Annotated in this window: 22 protein-coding genes and 1 pseudogene; 20 read left to right on the top strand and 3 right to left on the bottom strand. The window is 40.4% G+C overall.

Features of this window, described 5'->3' with window-relative positions; translation table 11 throughout:
* The first annotated feature begins 270 nt into the window (after positions 1 to 270).
* Entirely contained in the window at positions 271 to 1,428 is a 1,158-nt protein-coding gene (gene tig / locus ACWJAF_RS09930; RefSeq protein WP_448863596.1) for a trigger factor, read from the top strand.
* Between the two features lie 49 nt (positions 1,429 to 1,477).
* Here tig and ACWJAF_RS09935 read toward each other — a convergent pair whose 3' ends face one another.
* Positions 1,478 to 2,059 carry a pseudouridine synthase gene (locus ACWJAF_RS09935; protein ID WP_448863598.1) on the bottom strand — a complete coding sequence of 194 codons (582 nt, stop codon included), beginning with the start codon at positions 2,057 to 2,059 and terminating at the stop codon, positions 1,478 to 1,480.
* 464 nt (positions 2,060 to 2,523) lie between these two features.
* On the opposite strand from ACWJAF_RS09935, the gene ACWJAF_RS09940 reads away from it, so the two are divergent.
* A complete protein-coding gene (locus ACWJAF_RS09940; protein ID WP_296031517.1) occupies positions 2,524 to 3,111 on the top strand; it encodes a manganese efflux pump MntP in 588 nt (195 codons plus the stop codon).
* Between the two features lie 83 nt (positions 3,112 to 3,194).
* On the opposite strand, the gene ACWJAF_RS09945 is transcribed toward ACWJAF_RS09940, so the two are convergent.
* Positions 3,195 to 3,710, bottom strand: coding sequence for a helix-turn-helix domain-containing protein (locus ACWJAF_RS09945; protein ID WP_296031519.1), 516 nt, complete (start codon positions 3,708 to 3,710; stop codon positions 3,195 to 3,197).
* A gap of 166 nt (positions 3,711 to 3,876) precedes the next feature.
* Between ACWJAF_RS09945 and ACWJAF_RS09950 the strand changes: the two genes are divergently transcribed.
* Both ACWJAF_RS09950 and spoIIID read left to right on the top strand, forming a co-directional pair.
* On the top strand, positions 3,877 to 4,479 hold the full coding sequence (locus tag ACWJAF_RS09950) for a thymidine kinase (protein WP_296031521.1): 603 nt from the start codon (positions 3,877 to 3,879) through the stop codon (positions 4,477 to 4,479).
* Positions 4,480 to 4,548: 69 nt separating this feature from the next.
* A complete protein-coding gene (spoIIID, locus tag ACWJAF_RS09955; protein WP_448863601.1) occupies positions 4,549 to 4,812 on the top strand; it encodes a sporulation transcriptional regulator SpoIIID in 264 nt (87 codons plus the stop codon).
* Positions 4,813 to 5,054: 242 nt separating this feature from the next.
* On the opposite strand, the gene ACWJAF_RS09960 is transcribed toward spoIIID, so the two are convergent.
* Positions 5,055 to 6,224 carry a CD0519/CD1768 family membrane protein gene (locus ACWJAF_RS09960; protein ID WP_448863604.1) on the bottom strand — a complete coding sequence of 390 codons (1,170 nt, stop codon included), beginning with the start codon at positions 6,222 to 6,224 and terminating at the stop codon, positions 5,055 to 5,057.
* 231 nt (positions 6,225 to 6,455) lie between these two features.
* Between ACWJAF_RS09960 and ACWJAF_RS09965 the strand changes: the two genes are divergently transcribed.
* The 16 genes and pseudogenes from ACWJAF_RS09965 to ACWJAF_RS10040 form a co-directional block, all read left to right on the top strand.
* Complete coding sequence (locus ACWJAF_RS09965) at positions 6,456 to 7,184, top strand: TetR/AcrR family transcriptional regulator (RefSeq protein WP_448863606.1); 729 nt, start codon at positions 6,456 to 6,458, stop codon at positions 7,182 to 7,184.
* Positions 7,185 to 7,225: 41 nt separating this feature from the next.
* The gene (locus ACWJAF_RS09970; RefSeq protein WP_448863608.1) at positions 7,226 to 8,749 is read left to right on the top strand and encodes a response regulator transcription factor; all 1,524 of its coding nucleotides are present in this window, start codon (positions 7,226 to 7,228) and stop codon (positions 8,747 to 8,749) included.
* Positions 8,750 to 8,875: 126 nt separating this feature from the next.
* Entirely contained in the window at positions 8,876 to 9,106 is a 231-nt protein-coding gene (locus ACWJAF_RS09975; protein ID WP_448863610.1) for an HPr family phosphocarrier protein, read from the top strand.
* Positions 9,107 to 9,381: 275 nt separating this feature from the next.
* The gene (locus ACWJAF_RS09980) at positions 9,382 to 10,743 is read left to right on the top strand and encodes an MATE family efflux transporter (protein WP_448863612.1); all 1,362 of its coding nucleotides are present in this window, start codon (positions 9,382 to 9,384) and stop codon (positions 10,741 to 10,743) included.
* Between the two features lie 133 nt (positions 10,744 to 10,876).
* On the top strand, positions 10,877 to 12,424 hold the full coding sequence (gene guaA, locus ACWJAF_RS09985; RefSeq protein WP_448863614.1) for a glutamine-hydrolyzing GMP synthase: 1,548 nt from the start codon (positions 10,877 to 10,879) through the stop codon (positions 12,422 to 12,424).
* 426 nt (positions 12,425 to 12,850) lie between these two features.
* Complete coding sequence (locus ACWJAF_RS09990) at positions 12,851 to 13,078, top strand: hypothetical protein (RefSeq protein ID WP_008705329.1); 228 nt, start codon at positions 12,851 to 12,853, stop codon at positions 13,076 to 13,078.
* Entirely contained in the window at positions 13,071 to 13,289 is a 219-nt protein-coding gene (locus ACWJAF_RS09995) for a hypothetical protein (RefSeq protein WP_008393122.1), read from the top strand. Before ACWJAF_RS09990 ends, ACWJAF_RS09995 begins: the two co-directional genes overlap by 8 nt.
* Positions 13,286 to 13,483 (top strand): DNA-binding protein, encoded by a 198-nt coding sequence (locus ACWJAF_RS10000; protein WP_171030255.1) that lies wholly within the window; start codon positions 13,286 to 13,288, stop codon positions 13,481 to 13,483. Before ACWJAF_RS09995 ends, ACWJAF_RS10000 begins: the two co-directional genes overlap by 4 nt.
* Before the next feature lie 2 nt (positions 13,484 to 13,485).
* Entirely contained in the window at positions 13,486 to 14,565 is a 1,080-nt protein-coding gene (locus ACWJAF_RS10005) for a site-specific integrase (protein WP_024854000.1), read from the top strand.
* A gap of 3 nt (positions 14,566 to 14,568) precedes the next feature.
* A complete protein-coding gene (locus tag ACWJAF_RS10010) occupies positions 14,569 to 14,961 on the top strand; it encodes a plasmid mobilization protein (RefSeq protein WP_138343957.1) in 393 nt (130 codons plus the stop codon).
* A complete protein-coding gene (locus ACWJAF_RS10015) occupies positions 14,933 to 15,739 on the top strand; it encodes a ParA family protein (RefSeq protein WP_026650281.1) in 807 nt (268 codons plus the stop codon). The genes ACWJAF_RS10010 and ACWJAF_RS10015 overlap by 29 nt, the downstream gene beginning before the upstream one ends.
* Complete coding sequence (locus tag ACWJAF_RS10020) at positions 15,729 to 16,595, top strand: ParB/RepB/Spo0J family partition protein (protein ID WP_026650282.1); 867 nt, start codon at positions 15,729 to 15,731, stop codon at positions 16,593 to 16,595. The genes ACWJAF_RS10015 and ACWJAF_RS10020 overlap by 11 nt, the downstream gene beginning before the upstream one ends.
* A 72-nt stretch (positions 16,596 to 16,667) precedes the next feature.
* Complete coding sequence (locus tag ACWJAF_RS10025; protein WP_330376465.1) at positions 16,668 to 17,714, top strand: DUF6017 domain-containing protein; 1,047 nt, start codon at positions 16,668 to 16,670, stop codon at positions 17,712 to 17,714.
* Between the two features lie 105 nt (positions 17,715 to 17,819).
* The gene (locus tag ACWJAF_RS10030) at positions 17,820 to 18,125 is read left to right on the top strand and encodes a hypothetical protein (protein WP_028087788.1); all 306 of its coding nucleotides are present in this window, start codon (positions 17,820 to 17,822) and stop codon (positions 18,123 to 18,125) included.
* 45 nt (positions 18,126 to 18,170) lie between these two features.
* Positions 18,171 to 18,728 (top strand): hypothetical protein, encoded by a 558-nt coding sequence (locus tag ACWJAF_RS10035; protein ID WP_118726028.1) that lies wholly within the window; start codon positions 18,171 to 18,173, stop codon positions 18,726 to 18,728.
* A gap of 24 nt (positions 18,729 to 18,752) precedes the next feature.
* Positions 18,753 to 18,854: pseudogene (locus tag ACWJAF_RS10040) on the top strand (NAD(P)H-dependent oxidoreductase); the annotation flags it as partial.

Here is an 18,854-nt window from a genome sequence, read left to right on the forward strand (position 1 = left end):
GTACATAAAGGGAGAAAAACAAGGTGAATTTTAAAATCTGTGGATCCGGATGTAAGAGAAAGGACGGTTGTGGAAGATTTTAGAGAGTATTTGAAGAATCTTAAACTGTGAGAAAAGAGTGAAATATATGTGAAAATGCTATGAAAGTTTTTTTAAATGTGATATAACATAGGGGTATGCGTAAAAGTATACCGGAATTATGGGTGATAATAGCTCTGGGATCAGAGTGCCCGGATAAAAATCAGAACAAAGTATAAAATGAGGTGCAATATGAAAAAGCAAGTGGCAATGTTATTAACAGGTGTTATGGCAGTCTCTCTTATGATGATTGGCTGCCAGTCAACAAAAGGCCTTGAAACAGATAACGTGAAGATTACAGTTTACAAAGGAGTAGAGGTTGACAAAGTAGACAAGCCAGGTGAAGTAACAGATGATGACGTGAACACACAGATTCAGTCAACACTGGAAGAAAATGCAACAACAGAAGAAGTAACAGACCGTGCAGTTAAGAAGGGTGATACTGCAACGATTGACTTTGTAGGAAAGATGAACGGCGAAGAATTCGACGGAGGATCTTCTACAGATTATCCGCTGGAGATCGGATCGAATTCATTTATTGATGGATTTGAAGACAGCATCATCGGACATAACATTGGAGATACCTTTGACTGGAATGGAAAATTCCCGGACAATTATGGAAGTTCAGATTATGCAGGAAAAGATGTAACATTTACGATCACTGTAAAATCCATTTCCAAAAAGACAACACCAAAACTTACGAACAAGTTTGTAAAGAAAGTATCAAAGACATCCAAGACTGTAAAAGAGTACAAAGAAGAAGTGAAGAAGTCTCTCGAAGAGGATAATGAGAAGACCTATAACGATTCTTTACAGCAGGCAGCATGGGAAAAAGTCCTTGAAAATACAACTGTGAAGAAATATCCAAAGAAAAAAGTACAGAAGATTGAAGATTCCCTGATCTCCCAGTACAAATCAGTAGCAGAAGCTTATGGTATGAGCTACGATGACCTGATTTCCCAGCAGATGGGAACAACCGTTGAGAAATTTGAAAAACAGGTTACAAAAGTAGCAAAGAACAGTGTAAAACAGACACTTGCAACAGAAGCAATTGCGGATAAAGAGAATATTAAGTTAGATGATGATACTTATAAGACAGAACTTAAGAAGATGGCTGACGATTATGGATATGACAGTGTAAAAGCACTGAAAAAAGCAGCTTCCAAGTCAGATCTTCAGGAGATTGCACTGAACAATCTGGTAAAAGAATGGCTGGCTAATCAGTGCATCCAGGTTGAGTCAAGCAGCTCATCAAGCTCAAGCAGCTCGTCAAGTTCAGACAGCTCATCAAGTTCAGATAGCTCATCAAGTTCAGATAGCTCATCAAGTTCAGATAGCTCTTCGAACTAAGAGAGTACAAAGAACCTGCCCGTACAGGATAGTAACGGGCAGGTTCTTATCAGATATGGAATTCTATCCAGTCACCCGGAGCGAGCGATTCGTCAAGCACAATATTTCCAATCGAAATACGTTTTAATTCAATCACACAGCAATGTACTGACTTCATCATACGCCGGATCTGGCGTTTTTTTCCTTCGCAGATAGTAATTATCCCATACGTAACAGGGTGTTCCGGTCTGTTTTTGTGGATATCTTTTTGAATTTCCTCCGGGAGTGTGGACAGGATATCCGACATAACTGCGTGCCCGGTTACCTGGATCTTTGCAGGTGCAGTTGGTTCGGAGGCACCTTTTAACATAATGCCGTATTCCAGTTTTTCTACAAGCTCTGGAGTCAGATCACCGAGCAGGGTAAATTCATAAGTTTTTTCTTTGTGGTAAGACGGATGGGTAAGCTGCTGGTTGAAGACCCCGTCATCGGTAATCAGAAGAAGACCGGTGGTCTCGCGGTCCAGGCGTCCGACCGGGGAAAGGTTTTCATTATCCAATTCTTTAAAATAATCCATAACCGTCGGATATCGGTCATCGCGGCGGGCGGTGACACAGCCAAAAGGTTTGTTGAACATATAGTAGTGGTACATAGCGTGCTCCTTAGAATGTCAGTAATAGAGTATGTCTGGAAAATATGATAACAGATGTGGAAAAAGAAATGCAACCAGAATCGTTATTGACAAAAATTATTAATTATGCTATCTTCTTTTAGACAGAAAAATGATGGATGAGGGAGTAGCAGGCGTATATCGCAACAAGTCAACATACTGATCTTTAAGATCTGGCTTGTTTTAATTTGCGAGACTCATGTATAACTGTAAAGTTTATACGTGGACTCTCTTTATTTATATGAAGTATTACCCCGGATATGGCATACAGTTATGTCCGGGGATTTTTATTGTTATGCATTCATAAAAGCAGCCGTTCTCCGGGGCTACAAGGAATATGAAGACATGTGAACACCGGAAGTCATCATTGGAATGTATAAATGAAAATATACAAAACTCTGTAGAAGACATTCTACGGGTGTATCAAATGTTGGAGGAAGAAAAAAATGAATTGGAATTTTTTGTTTTTTGTGAACAGCGCCCTGCTGGGAGTAGGACTTGCAATGGATGCATTTTCAGTATCTCTTGCAAATGGAATGAATGAAAAACACATGAAGAAATCGAGGATGGCATATATTGCCGGTGTGTATGGTTTTTTTCAGTTTCTGATGCCAATGGTAGGATGGGTCTGTGTACACACAATTGTACAGATCTTTGGACAGTTTCAGAAGTTCATACCGTGGATTGCATTGGTATTATTGCTATATATCGGTGGAAGTATGATCAAAGAATCCATTACAGGCGGAGAAGAAGACGATGAAGTTAAGAAGCTTAGTTTTGCAGTGCTGATGATGCAGGGAATCGCAACATCGATTGATGCATTATCCGTAGGATTTACCATTGCGGAGTATGGTCTGATCATGGCAGTTGTCTGTTCATTGATCGTGGCAGTGGTTACGTTTATTATATGTGAGACAGGCTTATATCTTGGAAAGACACTGGGAACGAAGCTGGCAGGAAAAGCAGATATTTTAGGTGGAGTGATCCTGATTGGTATCGGTATTGAGATATTTGTAAAAGGGGTGTTTTTCTAAGAACAGATCCTGGCCGGGACAGATATACATCTATAATAAAAGAAAAAATGTTATTAAAGAAGTTTGGTTTAAGGAAAACTGTATTACTGCAGTTTTCCTTTTTCTTCGTTTAAGAGGTCTATATTAAGATTATTTTCACTGGCAGTTTTGTCTATCCATAGATTCAGTGAATTGATGGCGAGGGATACATCGTCCAGCTTTTTGCTGATATAGGCAAAGTCATGAATCTCGTCATCTGTGATCTTACCGTCACGGGCAATCTGGATCAGGCGGCTGGTGAGAGGATTGATTTCGTTGAGACTTGCGATGGTCTCAAGGATGATCGTAGACAACTCAGACATCGCAACCTCCGGTACATAGCGGTTGCCGATTGCACATTTGTGTGAGCAGTAGTAATTACGAAGCTCCGGCTTCTTATAACATTCAGCCATCTGCAAAATATCATAAGGAGTTGGCTCCTGAAGCTCGTACTCGATTTTTTCAATTCGGGAGGCAGATACTCCGGTCATATTCTCGCTTGCTTTTTCACGAGTAAGCCCTTGCTCTTCCCGGCATAGTTGATAGATCGTTTTATTTTCTCTTGTGGATTGTTTTCCCATGGTTACATCTCCGTATTATAATTAATATATTTTAGCTTATATATTTTACTATAGCGGAAAAAAAGGAATATCACAAGAAGGTTGTTAGCTTTTCCTGGATAATGTATAATCAATGTTAATGTTCAAACAGTAATTGAGCAATATAAGAATAAGAAGAGGTTGTAAGATGGCAAAATTATATTTCCGATATGGGGCGATGGGCAGTTCAAAATCTGCCAATATTCTGATGGTAAGATATAACTATGAAGAGAGAGGGCAGTATGCAGTCCTGTTAAAACCAAGAACGGACAACCGGGACGGAGAACGTGAGATCCAGTCCCGTATAGGCTTATCAGCACCTGCAGAATATGTCGATGATTTTCTGAAAGAAATCTCTGAGACATGGAGTATAGGCAGTGATGAATATCTGCATCACGGAGAGAAAGTGGATGCAGTTCTGGTAGATGAAGCCCAGTTTCTTTCACCGGAAGAGATTGATACATTATCGGATATCGTAGATTTTTACGAGATTCCGGTTATATGTTATGGCTTGCGGACTGATTTCCGGAGTCTTATGTTTCCAGGCTCCAAGAGACTTATGGAGATCGCAGATGTCATAGAAGAAGTTCCGACAGTCTGCTGGTGTGGAAGACGCGCACAATGTAACACCAGATTCGCTAATGGAAAGATCGTACGTGAAGGTGCGCAGGTGATGCTTGGGTCGAATGAAAGTTATATGGCACTTTGCAGGAAGCATTATAAAGAGGGAAAATTATCGGAGAAGGATTAGACTGTGTAGACATACATTCATATACCCTTGCATAGATTGTAAAAAACAATTTATGCAGGGGTTATTTTTATGAAAGATTATATTGAAGAAAGAGCAGTTGAGATCGCGTATTATATCATCGAACATAAAGCTACCGTGCGTCAGACTGCGAAGGAGTTTGGGGTTAGTAAGAGTACGATACATAAAGACTGCACCGACCGTCTGGAACAGATCAACCCGAACCTTGCGCATAGTGTCCGGAAGGTGCTTGATGTGAACAAGCAGGAACGGCATATCCGCGGCGGACTTGCTACCAGGGAGAAATATCTGCACCAGCACCGCAGTGCCGGATAAAGAAAAAAGATCAGACGAAGATAAGATTTCATCTTGTGTGGCATTGTAACGAATATACAGGAAAAATAAAAATGCGGTGTAAGATCCCGTAAAGACATTATGTCCGGAATTCTTACACCGCATTTTTCTAAGTTATTATTGCAGAATATAATGTTCTGTCGTTAAATTACAAGTCTGGTACAGTAACGAGTGAAAAATTATTTGAGTGGATTAATTATCTTGTTATCGGCATTATTACATATTTACAAGAACAACATAACCAGCTTAAATAGCCAGTTCGCAACAATTCCTGCGCACAGGCCGCCGATTGTGTGGCTTAAGATTGCCTTTCCTGTAAGTTTGCTTACCTTCAGTGAAGACATCATAGCAACATGTGTGCTAAGGTATCCGCTCCAGCACATGCACATAGCGGTGAATACAGCCACGTCGTTCGCAAGAACGGTACCGGCTTCTGCCATGTGAGGCACCAGCCCAATAGCAGCTCCGGCAGCACCAAGTGCGGTGATCGGAACCGAGATAGCGGAAGCATCCGTAAATCCAAAAAGAGGAGATAAGATGAACTCAAGCTTCTTACCAAGCCATGGAAGGAATGCAACACCTTCGTAAGCAGCTCCGGTATAAGTTCCATCAGCAGATGCACCGTTTGTCAGCATCATTACGATCGTACAGATTACGATAACACCAGGAATGATGGCAAGACCAACATCAACACCACCTTTTCCACCTTCCAGAAGAGCTTCAATCGCACGTCCGCCGATTCCCCCGTCTCTGATTTCACGGGTGTTCAGGACGGCATCCATATCTTCGTGCTCTTCGAATTTTACACAATATTCTTCAGTTCCGTACTCTTTCTTTGTAAAATGAAGCATAATACGGACACTGATAACACTTCCAATGATTGCGGCAATGTTACCAACGATTACAGCAGTACCGGCATGCCCGCCTTTTAATTTCAGACCAACCATAAATGTACTGACGATCAATCCCATTCCAAAAGAAGTTCCAAGGTTTGTCAAAGCCGGAAGCTGGAATTTCTTAAAATATTTGCGGAAATTCTTGTCTTCTGCGAGTCCGAGGATTGCCGGGTTATCAGATAAGTAAGTTGTGATAACACCAAGCGCAGCCGCACCAGGCAGGTTGTAAAGTGGTTTCATCAAAGGTGATAATAACTTATTCACCATAGAGATGACACCAAATTCCGAGAACAGTCCGGCAATGGCACCTGCAAGTACTGCGATAGCCATAATATAGAAGACTGTTTCAAGTAACAGTTTGTATCCGGTGTTCATCAATGTGTTCAGCATGTTGACGCCACCCATCTTGATACCCATACCGCCAAAGATGCCTAAAAAGATTGCCAGAAAGACAAATCCTTCAAGACTGATGGCTTTCTTTGTTCTTTTGTTCCCCATAAAAAACCTCCAATTTTTTGCATTCTCAATATGAAACACATAGCAATACCTTACTATATAATCTAAAAAATGTCAATCGGTGATTACGAATTGTGCATATACGATAAGAAATGCATGAATAATATAAAAAAATAGTGCATAATTATGATAATTGAATTTTTTTTGCAAGAATGATAAGATGAAAATGCATATGAGGATAAGGAAAGAGTGTGAGAAGGGAGAAGACAACAAGTGACGACAGCCAGAGGGAATAGGGAAGAAAAGAGAAAACGAATTATGTCATATTTCATCAATGCAACGATTGAATTGATGGAAGAAGAAGGAATAGAGAATCTGTCTATACGTAAGGTGGCAGACCGTGCAGGATATAATAGTGCAACATTGTATCATTATTTTTCAAATCTGGATGAACTGGAATTATTTGCCAGTATTAAATGTCTGGATGAATATATGAAAGAGACCCTGATATATAGAGCAGAAGGAAGAAGCCTTAAGCAATGGTACCTTGATCAATGGAGATGCTTTTGCAGGCATTCATTTGCAAGACCGAGGATTTATCATTTCTTATTCTTCAGTCCGGAAGGGATTGCGAATCTGAATGGTATCATCCGGAGATATTATGAGATTTATCCGGATGAAAAAGTTGAGATGACAGTAGAGTATGAGAGATTTCTAAGTGAAGGAGATTTCTTTAAGAGAAATGAGATGTTGCTTAGAAATGTAGTAAAGGAAAGAGAATACAACATTTCCGAACAGGAGATTGAAGAAGTCAATGAGATGAGCGTGTTAATCTACCGGGGGGTACTGGCAATCATGCGGTGTGACAGAGATAAACCAACGGTGGATGATGCAGTAAATAAGACTGTGAAATATCTGGAAAAAGCACTGGAAATATATCATCTCGATATGATGTCAGAAATGAAGGAAGAAAAAGTATTAGAAGAACAAAATAATTGGTAATAAAATGCAGCAGACAGGATTCCGAATAAAGGAGAAGATAAATGCGGGTGGTTATCGTAGAAGATAATGCAATATATAAGGAAGAACTGATCAACTGCCTGAACCAGGAAGCAGAGGCAGTTGACATCGTAGAAATTACCGATAACGGAGCAGAAGGGCTGGCAGTAATTGAAAAAGTAAGACCAGACGTAGTATTTACAGATATAAGAATGCCGGAGATGGACGGTTTTGAGATGATCGAAGCAATACGGAGAAAACATATATTCTGCAAATTTGTAGTAGTAAGCTCCTGTCCGGAATTTGTCTATGCCAAGAGGGCGATGCAGCTTGGAGTATCGGATTATCTGTTAAATCCTGTGAAATTATCAGAAATCCGGATGGTGTTAAGAAGGCTGGAAGAAGAGCTAAGAGACCGGGACAGGTGGGTTCATCTTCTGAATCTGGAGTATGTATTTCTGAATGCGATCACGGGCCAGATCAGGGAAGATGAACGGATGGAAGTGTTGATACAAGAAAGGTATGGAATCCGTGTACATGAACGGATTGCGGTACTTGGCATTGGTATGGGATCTAATTATGATGAATACAAAGATTATGTAAGCCGTACACTTCATGAACTGCAGGAATATAATGCATCATTCCGTGTGTATCCGATGGAATTGTCAGGACGACACAGTTTTGTGGCACTGATTTATCATATGGAAGATGAAAAAGCAACGTATCAGTATCTGGAACAGAATATTATCCCGGTACTTGGAAAAGAAGTAAGAGGAAGAATGGTCTGCAGCTGGGGTGTCAGCGATGGATTCCGAAATATGCATGAGACAGTACAGAGGCTGGACCGGATCGCAGAGTGGAATCTGATTCTGGAGAAAGGAACACTGATATGCGAAGAAAAGATCCGGAGAATACATCTGCATCCATTCAAATATCCGGTAGAACTGGAAAAAGAAGCAAAAGAAGCATTGGATGCCAGAGATTTTCACAGATTTAAAGAAACATTTACCAGCTACCGGGCATACTGCAGGGGGCTGCCATGTACTCCGCAGGAAGCAAAGGAAGGCTGCATCCGTATCGCACTGGTCCTGATCCAGATGGCGACAGAGGTCGGAGCGGCAGAAGTGCAGTTAAAAGGACAGCGGTTTCTCCGGGGAATATCAAGAGCAAATGGATGGACCGATATCGAAGAAAGGGTAGAATCATTTTTTGAATATCTGACCGAGAGAGAAGGAGGGGGAGAAGAGATCAGCCTTCTTATCCAGAAAGCGCTGGAATATATAAGAGAATATTATGATCAGGGCATTACCCTAGAAGAAATATCAGGAAGACTGCATGTCACTGAAGAGTATCTAAGTAGTCAGTTCCGGAAAGAAACAGGAAAAACATTTTCAGAAATCATACGGACATACCGTATTGAAAATGTAAAAAGACTGCTGACAACGACAACTTACAAATTGAACCAGATCGCGGAAATGGTAGGTTATGCAGATCCCAAATATATGAGCAGGGTCTTTAAAGAAAAGACGGGTATCTTACCGCTTGACTATCGTAAAAAGAATGGATAAGTGCCGGAAAATGACAAAAAGAAGCGAATAAATCACAAAAAAGTCTTCTTTTTTTAAATATTTCCTCCTTGCAAAAAAGAAAAATTGTGCTAATATAGCTCCAGCAAGAAAAAGGAGGGACCAATCATGAATGCGAAAAAAGTAATTTTTTCTAATCCAGATGATGTCATAAATTTTGTAAAAATAGTTGAGAAATATCCTTATGATATGGATATGAAACGGGGAAGATATATCGTAGATGCGAAGTCCCTGTTAGGTCTTATGAATCTTGGATTTGACCATGAGATTGAACTGAATGTCTATGATGAAGATTGTGACGATCTCTGGAAAGAGCTTGATAAATTCGTAGCAGCGTAAATGCTGACAAGATTGAAGAAATGCAAAGTAGAAACGCAGTATTCATTGTGTGACGAGTAACTTGCAACAATTCTTGAATTTAACTTAATTAAGCAGCGAAACGGATTGCGAAATAAGAAAATAATATTGTATGAGAAAAATCCTCAGCGTATAATAGAATACGTTGAGGATTTTTGATGCCATAGTATGCAACAGAAGCTGCCAACGAATTACGCATCCGCAAGGAGTTGCTGGTGGCAGGTTTTGTATGTACATAAATATACAGGAGAGGAAAAATGAAGGAGAACACAAAGGAAGAACGACAAGCATATTTTTTTGACAATAAAGCACTTCTTGCACTGATTATCCCATTAGTGATTGAACAGCTGCTGGCGGTATTGGTGGGAATGGCGGATTCCATCATGATTGCAAGTGTAGGAGAAGCGGCAGTGTCCGGTGTGTCGTTAGTAGATCAGATCATGATACTTCTGATCAATGCATTTGCGGCACTCGCAACCGGTGGTGCAGTTGTGGCAGGACAGTTACTGGGACAAAAGCGGCGGGAAGAAGCCTGCAAATCCGCAACACAGATGGTATGGTTCATTACAATCTGTGCGGTTGTCATTACGATTATCGTGTATCTTGGAAAATCATTCATATTGCATACCGTATTTGGAAAGATAGATCAGGATGTAATGCATCATGCAGACATTTACCTTCTGATCGTGGCAGTATCGATTCCGTTCATGGCGCTGTATAATGGAGGCGCAGCGATATTCCGTACGATGGGAAATTCAAAAGTGACGATGCAGATTTCGATCATTATGAATGTCATTAATATAGGAGGAAATGCACTTCTGATCTATGGGTTCCATCGTGGAACAGAAGGTGTCGCAATTCCGACACTGGTATCGAGAATGACAGCGGCGATCATAGTAATTGTGCTGTTGTGTGATGAGAAGCGTACTTTACATATAGAAAGAACCTGGCGCTACCGGGTGGACTGGACGATGGTGAAGAAGATCTTAAGCATCGGTGTGCCAAATGGATTAGAGAATAGTATGTTCCAGTTGGGTAAGATCATTGTATTGAGCCTGGTGTCTACATTTGGAACTTATGCCATTACGGCAAATGCAGTGTCAAATGCAATCGCATTATTCCAGATCCTTCCGGGAATGGCAATTACTCTGGCAATCACACCGGTTATCTCCCGATGTGTGGGTGCAGGGGATTATAAACAGGCGAAGTATTATAATAAAAAATTAATGATGATTACTTATGTCAGTATGACGGCTATGGTATTATTTATATTTGCATTATTACCACTGATATTGAAAGCTTATAACCTGTCTGATATCACGGCAAAGACGACCACGGATATTATACATTTCCATGGAATCAGTGCGATATTCATCTGGCCGGTTGCATTTGCCCTGCCAGCGACATTCAGAGCAGCGGGAGATGCGAAAGCATGCATGTATATTTCGAGTATATCGATGTGGATCTTCAGAATCGGATTCAGTTATGTACTTGGAAAATATATGGGACTTGGTGTCTTTGGTGTCTGGGTAGCGATGGTGATCGACTGGGTGTTCCGTGCCATTTGTTTTGTAATCCGGTATTTCCGCGGAAGTTGGAAGAAGAATGCGATTGTATAGAAATTGTATAGAAGAAGTCCCTTGTAAAAAAGGGGCTTCTATTTTATAATAAGTAGTAAAGCATCCGTAAGGAGCCGGCGGTGGCAGGTTCTGTAGGTTCAGCTATAAAGAAAACAAATAGGAGGAAATTCTTGTGAAAAGAGAATTAGTAATTGTCATTGACTTTGGTGGACAGTACAATCAGCTGGTAGCAAGACGTGTCAGAGAATGCAATGTATATTGCGAGATCTACTCATACAAAACAGATATTGAGAAGATCAAAGCCATGAATCCTAAGGGAATCATCCTGACAGGCGGACCAAACAGCTGTTATGAAGCAGATTCCCCGACATATAAAAAAGAATTGTTCGAACTTGGTATCCCGGTTCTTGGATTATGTTATGGTGCACAGCTTATGATGCATGTACTCGGAGGAAAGGTAGAATCTGCTCCGGTACGTGAGTATGGTAAGACAGAAGTGCTTGTAGATAAGAAAGCTTCCAAGATCTTTGAAAATGTATCAGAGAAGACAATCTGCTGGATGAGCCATTTTGATTACATTTCACAGGTTGCACCAGGATTCGAGATTACAGCACACACAGCAGACTGCCCGGTTGCAGCAGCTGAAAATGCAGAAGCAGGATTATATGCAATCCAGTATCATCCGGAAGTACTTCACACAGCAGAAGGAACAAAGATGTTATCAAACTTCGTATTAGGTGTCTGCGGATGTGCAGGCGACTGGAAGATGGATGCATTTGTGGAAAATACAATCAAAGAAATCCGTGAAAAAGTTGGCGACGGAAGAGTACTTCTTGCATTGTCCGGCGGAGTAGATTCTTCAGTGGCAGCAGGACTTTTATCCAGAGCGATCGGAAAACAGTTAACATGTGTATTCGTTGACCATGGTCTTCTCCGTAAGGATGAAGGTGATGAAGTAGAAGGTGTATTCGGACCAAATGGTCAGTTCGACTTAAACTTCATCCGTGTCAATGCACAGCAGAGATATTATGACAAATTAGCCGGAGTTACAGAGCCGGAAGCAAAACGTAAAATCATCGGTGAAGAGTTCATCCGTATCTTCGAAGAAGAAGCTAAGAAGATCGGTGCAGTAGATTTCCTTGCACAGGGAACCATCTATCCGGACGTTGTAGAAAGTGGTCTCGGCGGAGAATCCGCAGTGATCAAATCTCACCACAACGTAGGCGGACTTCCGGAGCACGTAGATTTCAAAGACATCATCGAGCCGCTTCGTGACCTGTTCAAGGACGAAGTACGTAAAGCCGGACTGGAACTTGGAATTCCAGAGCACCTGGTATTCCGTCAGCCATTCCCTGGACCGGGACTTGGAATCCGTATCATTGGAGAAGTAACAGCAGAGAAAGTAAGAATCGTACAGGATGCAGATGCAATTTACAGAGAAGAGATCGCAAAAGCAGGTCTTGATCAGGACATCAACCAGTACTTTGCAGCACTTACCAATATGAGAAGTGTAGGTGTTATGGGAGATGAAAGAACTTACGACTACGCAGTTGCATTAAGAGCAGTTAAGACCATCGACTTCATGACAGCTGAGGCTGCTGAGATTCCTTATGAAGTATTGAATAAGGTGATGAGCAGAATTATTAATGAGGTTAAGGGTGTTAACAGAGTATTCTATGATCTGACTAGTAAACCGCCTGGAACGATTGAGTTTGAGTAGCTTGAAAAATCGCGGAAAAGCCCATAAATAAAGGCTTTGCGGGGTGTCGAAAAGACCAAATGGAGTGCAAATGGAGTTTAAAAATTATTTTTTTCTCTTGTTTATATTCCAGATTCACCTGCAAATTTCGTGAAATCGGTTATTCTCATAAAATAAAATTAGAGTAAATATGAAGAACAGTTTGTTTTGATTGAAGTGATTTTCGTCAAGGCAGACTGTTTTTTTGTTGCCTGCATTTAGAAAACAGATACCACAGAAAGGTTCTTTACTTTCGATGAGCTTAAACTCCATGACACAGTAATCACACTGATGGAGAATTAAAAAACAAGAAAATTTGATAAATTTCGGAAAATGATGTCCGATTTTGCATCTGCCAGTACAGAGTATATGAAGAGATAAATATTCAAAACAGAGGAGGTACTGATTATGCAGAATAAATTATTTTTAAAGGCAGCCGATATATGTGAACTTCTGGAAGTAAAACAGACATCGGCTTATGAAATCATCGGAAATCTGAACAAGGAACTGGAAGAACAGGGCTACCTGACGCTTAGAGGAAAAGTTCCGACAAAGTATTTTGTGAAGCGTTTCTACGGAGTAGAAGATACTTGTGAGATTCCACAGGAAGAGGGAAAGGAATGGTTTCATGCGTAAGAGAAAAATGTATTTATCAGTGGAAGACATTGCAGAACTCTTTGGATTATCAGTTTCGTTTGCTTACCGGGTAGTGGAAAGAATGAATGCCGATCTGGCAAGCAAGAACTATTATGTGATTCTCGGTCGGGTGCCAACCCGCTATGTAGAGGACAAGATCTATGGTCTGGAACATGTTGAGCAGTATTTGAAGGAGGATAAAGCGGTATGAGTATGATGCAGGAAAAAATGTATATGGATGTGGATGATGTGTGTGCAATTCTTGGAGTTTCAAAAACTTATGCATATAGTCTGATGCGAGAATACAACAAAGAATTGAAGGCAAAAGGCTATATTGTAGTATCTGGAAAAATCTCTACGAAATTCCTGGCAGAAAAGATTTATGGCATGAAAGTCGAGGATTAGCAATGGGGGTTTACAAAGAAGGAAAAAACTGGAAAGTACAGGTCTATTACAAAGACTGGCAGGGAAATCGGAAAAGAAAACAGAAAAGAGGATTCAGGACCAAGGGTGAAGCTAAGGAATGGGAAAGAGATTTCCTGCAACAGCAGAGCCAGGGTGTGGATATTGAATTTGGAAATTTTCTGGAGATTTATTACAAAGATATGGATGTCCGTCTCAGAGAAAACACTATGTACACGAAGCGATATATTATTGACCTGAAAATCAAGCCTTATTTTGAAAAGAAGATTCTCAGTGAAATTACGGTGGCAGACGTCCGTGCATGGCAGAATGAGTTGCTGACGTATAAGGATAAGAATGGAAAAGGATATTCTCCTACTTATCTGAAAACAGTGAACTGCCAGCTGACTGCAATCTTCAATTATGCAATGCGGTATTATAACCTGCAGGATAATCCCTGCAGGAAGGCAGGAGCGATTGGCAAGAGTAAAGGAGAACCGAAGGACTTCTGGATGCAGGAAGAGTTCAATGCTTTTCTGGAGACAGTAAGTGATAAGCCGGAGACAAGAATGGCGTTTCTTTTGTTGTACTGGACCGGAATGCGTATCGGTGAATTGCTTGCACTTACTTATAATGACATCAATCTTGAAGAGAAAACCATATCAATCAATAAATCTTATCAGAGACTGAAAGGAAAGGATATGATCACGCAGCCGAAAACTCCAAAGAGTATCCGTGTGATTACGATGCCGGATTTTCTTGCAGAGGAATTTCGGGAGTATTGCAGTCATTTGTATGGAATTATGAAAAAGGAAAGACTTTTTCGGTTTACCAAATCGCATATGGAACATTGTATGGCTACCGGAATCGAGCGGTCTGGTGTAAAGCGGATACGACTTCATGATCTCCGCCATTCCCATGCCAGTATGCTGGTTGATATGGGGGTGGCTCCATTGGAGATTGCAGAACGCCTTGGACATGAAAAGGTGGAAACCACGTTGAACACTTATTCACATCTGTATCCGTCTACACAGAGTAAATTAGCAGGTTTGCTAGATAAGAAACATGAGGAAGAGGAGGAATAAGCGATGGCTGGTGACAGACATGGAAAACACAACACAACGACCATTTCTTTTCGGGTGAATTCTTATGAAAAAGCAACAATCGAAGAACGAGTGAAAGTGAGCGGAATGAAAAAACAGGATTATATCGTCCGATCATGCATTTACAATCAGGTATGTGTTGTTGGAAAGAAAGAAACAATTGAGATTATCCGGTCAGAAATGAAGGAAATGAGTTTGGTTTTGGAGGATGTGGCAAAAGATTTGAAGTCTGAAAAACCAGTTATTTCAGAACCGGTTCTTGATAGTATGACAGAACGGTATCTTGCATTTTTGGAAGCAGCATTATGGATGCTGAAAGGTTCAAGTTATTTATGGGAGGATAAAAAGGATGGAAGAGAAAGTAATGAAGGATTGTAAAGTGCTGGCATTGTGTTCACAAAAAGGCGGGGTTGGCAAGACAACAAGTTGCGTGAATCTGGCAGTCGGACTTGCAAAAGCAGGGAAGAAAGTGCTTGTGATTGACAATGATCCGCAGGGAAGTATGACAGCAAGTCTTGGGTATCATAACCCAGATGAATTACCAATCACACTGGCTACTATTCTGACAAAGATTGTAGAAGATGAACTATTTGAAAATACACTGGGAATTTTACATCACCAGGAAGGAATTGATTTGATTCCGGCAAACATCGAACTCTCTGGAATGGAAGTTTCACTTGTAAATATTATGAGCAGGGAACTTGTCTTAAAACAATATATAGAAAGAATGAGAGAAGAATACGACTATATATTGATTGACTGTATGCCATCACTTGGAATGCTGACGATCAATGCACTTGCCAGTGTCGATGCAGTTATTATACCTGTCCAGGCGGCTTATCTTCCTGTAAAGGGTCTAGAACAGCTGATACGGACGATAGGAAAGGTGCGAAGACAGCTGAACAAACAACTGAAAATTGGAGGTATATTGATCACAATGGTGGATAACCGAACGAACTATGCAAGAGATATATCTGATCTGATTTTTGATACATATGGAAACCAGATTAAGATTTTTCCACAGAGTATTCCATTTTCAGTACGAGCAGCTGAAATCAGTGCGGAAGGAATCAGCATATTTGAGCATGATCCAAAAGGAAAAGTAGCGGCTGCATATTGGCAGATGACACAGGAGGTGCTTTTGGATGAAAGGTAGAAGTGCATCGAAGATAAAACTGACATCTTATGATGAATTACTTGGAGGAGGAGAAGAAACGAACGATATCCAGCAGGTTTCACTTGAGCATTTACATTCTTTCGAGAACCATCCATTTCAAGTAAATGATGATGAGGCAATGGCGGAACTGGTGGAAAGTGTGAAAGAAGAGGGAATTCTTACAGCATTACTGGTACGACCGCTGGGTGATGGTGAATATGAAATCATCGCCGGTCACAGAAGGAGACATGCGGCACAACTTGCTGGTCTTAAAGAGGTTCCGGTTATTATCAGAAATATGGATCAAGATACAGCTGTCCGTGCGATGGTAGACAGCAATCTGCAGAGACCTAATATACTCCCAAGTGAAAAGGCATTTGCTTACCGTATGAAGATGGAAGCAATGAATCATCAGGGAACATCAGGCGGTATCAGTGCGAAAGACATTGGAAAGAACGCAAATGACAGTGCAAGGCAGGTGTATCGCTATATCCGGCTTACTTATCTGATGAATGACCTATTAAACGCAGTAGATCGTGATGTAATCGGATTGCAGGTAGGTGTAGAGCTTTCCTACCTTACGGTTCCAGAACAGGAGATGGTGGAGGAAGTGCATGAGAGTACCGGAAAATATCCAAGTCTGGAACAGGCAAAAAAAATAAGGCAACATCGAGAAGAAAAAACGCTGACAAAAGAGATTGTGCGGCTCCTGGTTATAGGAGAGCGTAAAAAGAAAACAACGGTAACATTAAAACAGGATGAAATTAAGAAGTATTTTCCTCCAGAGTATGATGAACAGAAGATACGGACTGTTATATGTCAGCTTTTGGAGGAATGGAGCAATCAGAATCATTGATAAGTACGAAGGGAGGGATGTGTCATGAGTATAAGAGCAACATTCCATTATTTTCAAGGAATGGAATGCGATATGTACAGTTTTTATCGTATTCCCAAACTGCTGTTTACAAGTGAATATTTTAAAAATCTCTCCTGCGAAGCAAAGGTGCTGTACGGACTGATGTTAGACCGGATGTCACTGTCCATCAAGAACCGGTGGTTTGATGAAGAGGACAGGGCATATATTTTCTTTTCGGTGGAAGAGATTATGGAAATGCTTAACTGTGGCAGGAATAAGGCTGTGAATTGTCTAAAAGAGCTGGATCAGGAAAAAGGGATTGGATTGATTGAGAAGAGGCGAATCGGACTTGGAAAAACAAATGTTATTTACGTGAAAAATTTCAGCCTGACAGAATATCCAGATGAGCCAGCAATCTTTGATTCGGAAGAAACACCGGAAAATGTAGCAGAGAGAAAAGAAAATACAGAGACAGAAATAGAAGAATATGCAAAAAAAGAGCCGGAAAAGCCCGTAAATACACAGAAGTTTGAAAAACAAACTTCAGGAAGTTTGAAAAATAAACTTCAAGAAGTTTCAAAAACAAACTTCAAGGAGTTTGAAAAACAAACTTCAAGAAGTTTAGAAAACAAACTTCAAGAAGTTTCAAAAACAAACTGTAATAATACTGAATATAATTATACTGAATTTAGTGAGAATGAATCTTATCAATATCTATCTGAACAAGAGAAAGGGAGAGATAGGATACAGGAGAGAAATGAGTATCGACAGTTAATTCATGATAATATCGAATATGAGATCCTTTGTCAGAGCTATGGAACTGGACGAGTAGAAGAGCTGGTAGAGCTGATGCTGGATGCAATATGTTCGACAAAGACATATCAACAGATCAATGGGGAAGCTGTGCCTACACAAGTGGTCAAGAGCCGTTTGCTCAAAGTCGGGTATGAACACATCCAGTATGTGTTTTTCAGTCTTGACAGGAGTACAAGCAAAGTGAAGAATATCCGGCAGTATATGCTGACGGTATTGTATAACGCTCCTGCAACAATCAATCAGTTTTATGATGCTGAAGTTCGACATGACATGTACTGGGGGAAGGATATTCCAGACAGGTAAGAACTTTGTGCCCACTGGGCACGAAGTTTAAAAAGAGATAGTCATATCTGGCAGATATGCTAAAATAACCTTGTGTCCACTGGGCACAAAGTAGGAGGAAGAATTATGTTGAGATTTATGATAAAACTGCCATTTCGAATTATTGCAGCTCCTGTTTGGCTGGTACTTGCAGCGGTGAATATTGTGCTGGTGTTCCTGGTTGGGTTATCTGCTGGATTCTGCTATCTGATAGCCGGAATCTCTGTTGTGACAGAAGTTTTGAGTATTGGGTTTGGAATCAGTACGGACTGGACAATGAAATCAGCGATTATTACGACAGTAGTGTTTGTTCTACTCCCACATATCGGTATGGGGATAGTTGCAGTAATTGAAGTTGTGAAATGTGGATTACAGGAATTTATTTTTGGATGATTGTGGAAAATATAGTGGCGCTATATGGAAAGGCAGAAATAAACAATGGAAGAATTATATAAAGTGATGGATGATTTGCTTGAGGTGGAATTTCAGATGAAAGCAGGGATGGATATTCTGAAAGAACTGGAAGAGTTTTATATGCTGGAAAAAGAAACCGAAAAATCGGATGCTAGAAAAGTAGCTGTGCTGATGAAAGGATATCTGCAGTCGATGAAGTCAAATATTCGAGAAATCATTCGTTATATTGATGACACGACACTTGAAAAATCAAATGATAAAAAGAAAGATAAACAGGAATCTGCGAGCACCATATCCGAGGAAGTGCAGGAATTTGTGAATCTGACAATTACAGAGCATATGGGGAAAGCATATTCAGAATGGAAGTTAAAGCAGGATAAAGAGCCAGTAAGTGAGATTGATAAGAAATACCAGAAATTACTGGAAACGTTATCCCAAGAACAGGAAGAAGTGATTACGGAATACTGTAATGCAATTTTTAGCAGTGGAGCAGAAACAGAAGAATTTTTCTATCGAATGGGATTAAAAGATGGACTGAATCTGAAAAATACGGTAAAATCTGTATTAGAAATGATATCATGAAATCGGAAGTTGGAGGATACACGCATGAAAATTGTAATCATTAATGGAAGTGCCAGAAAAGGAAACACGCTGACAGCAATCAATGCATTTATAAAAGGAGCATCAGAAAAGAATGAAATTGAAATC

Source organism: Dorea sp., from assembly GCF_977044405.1.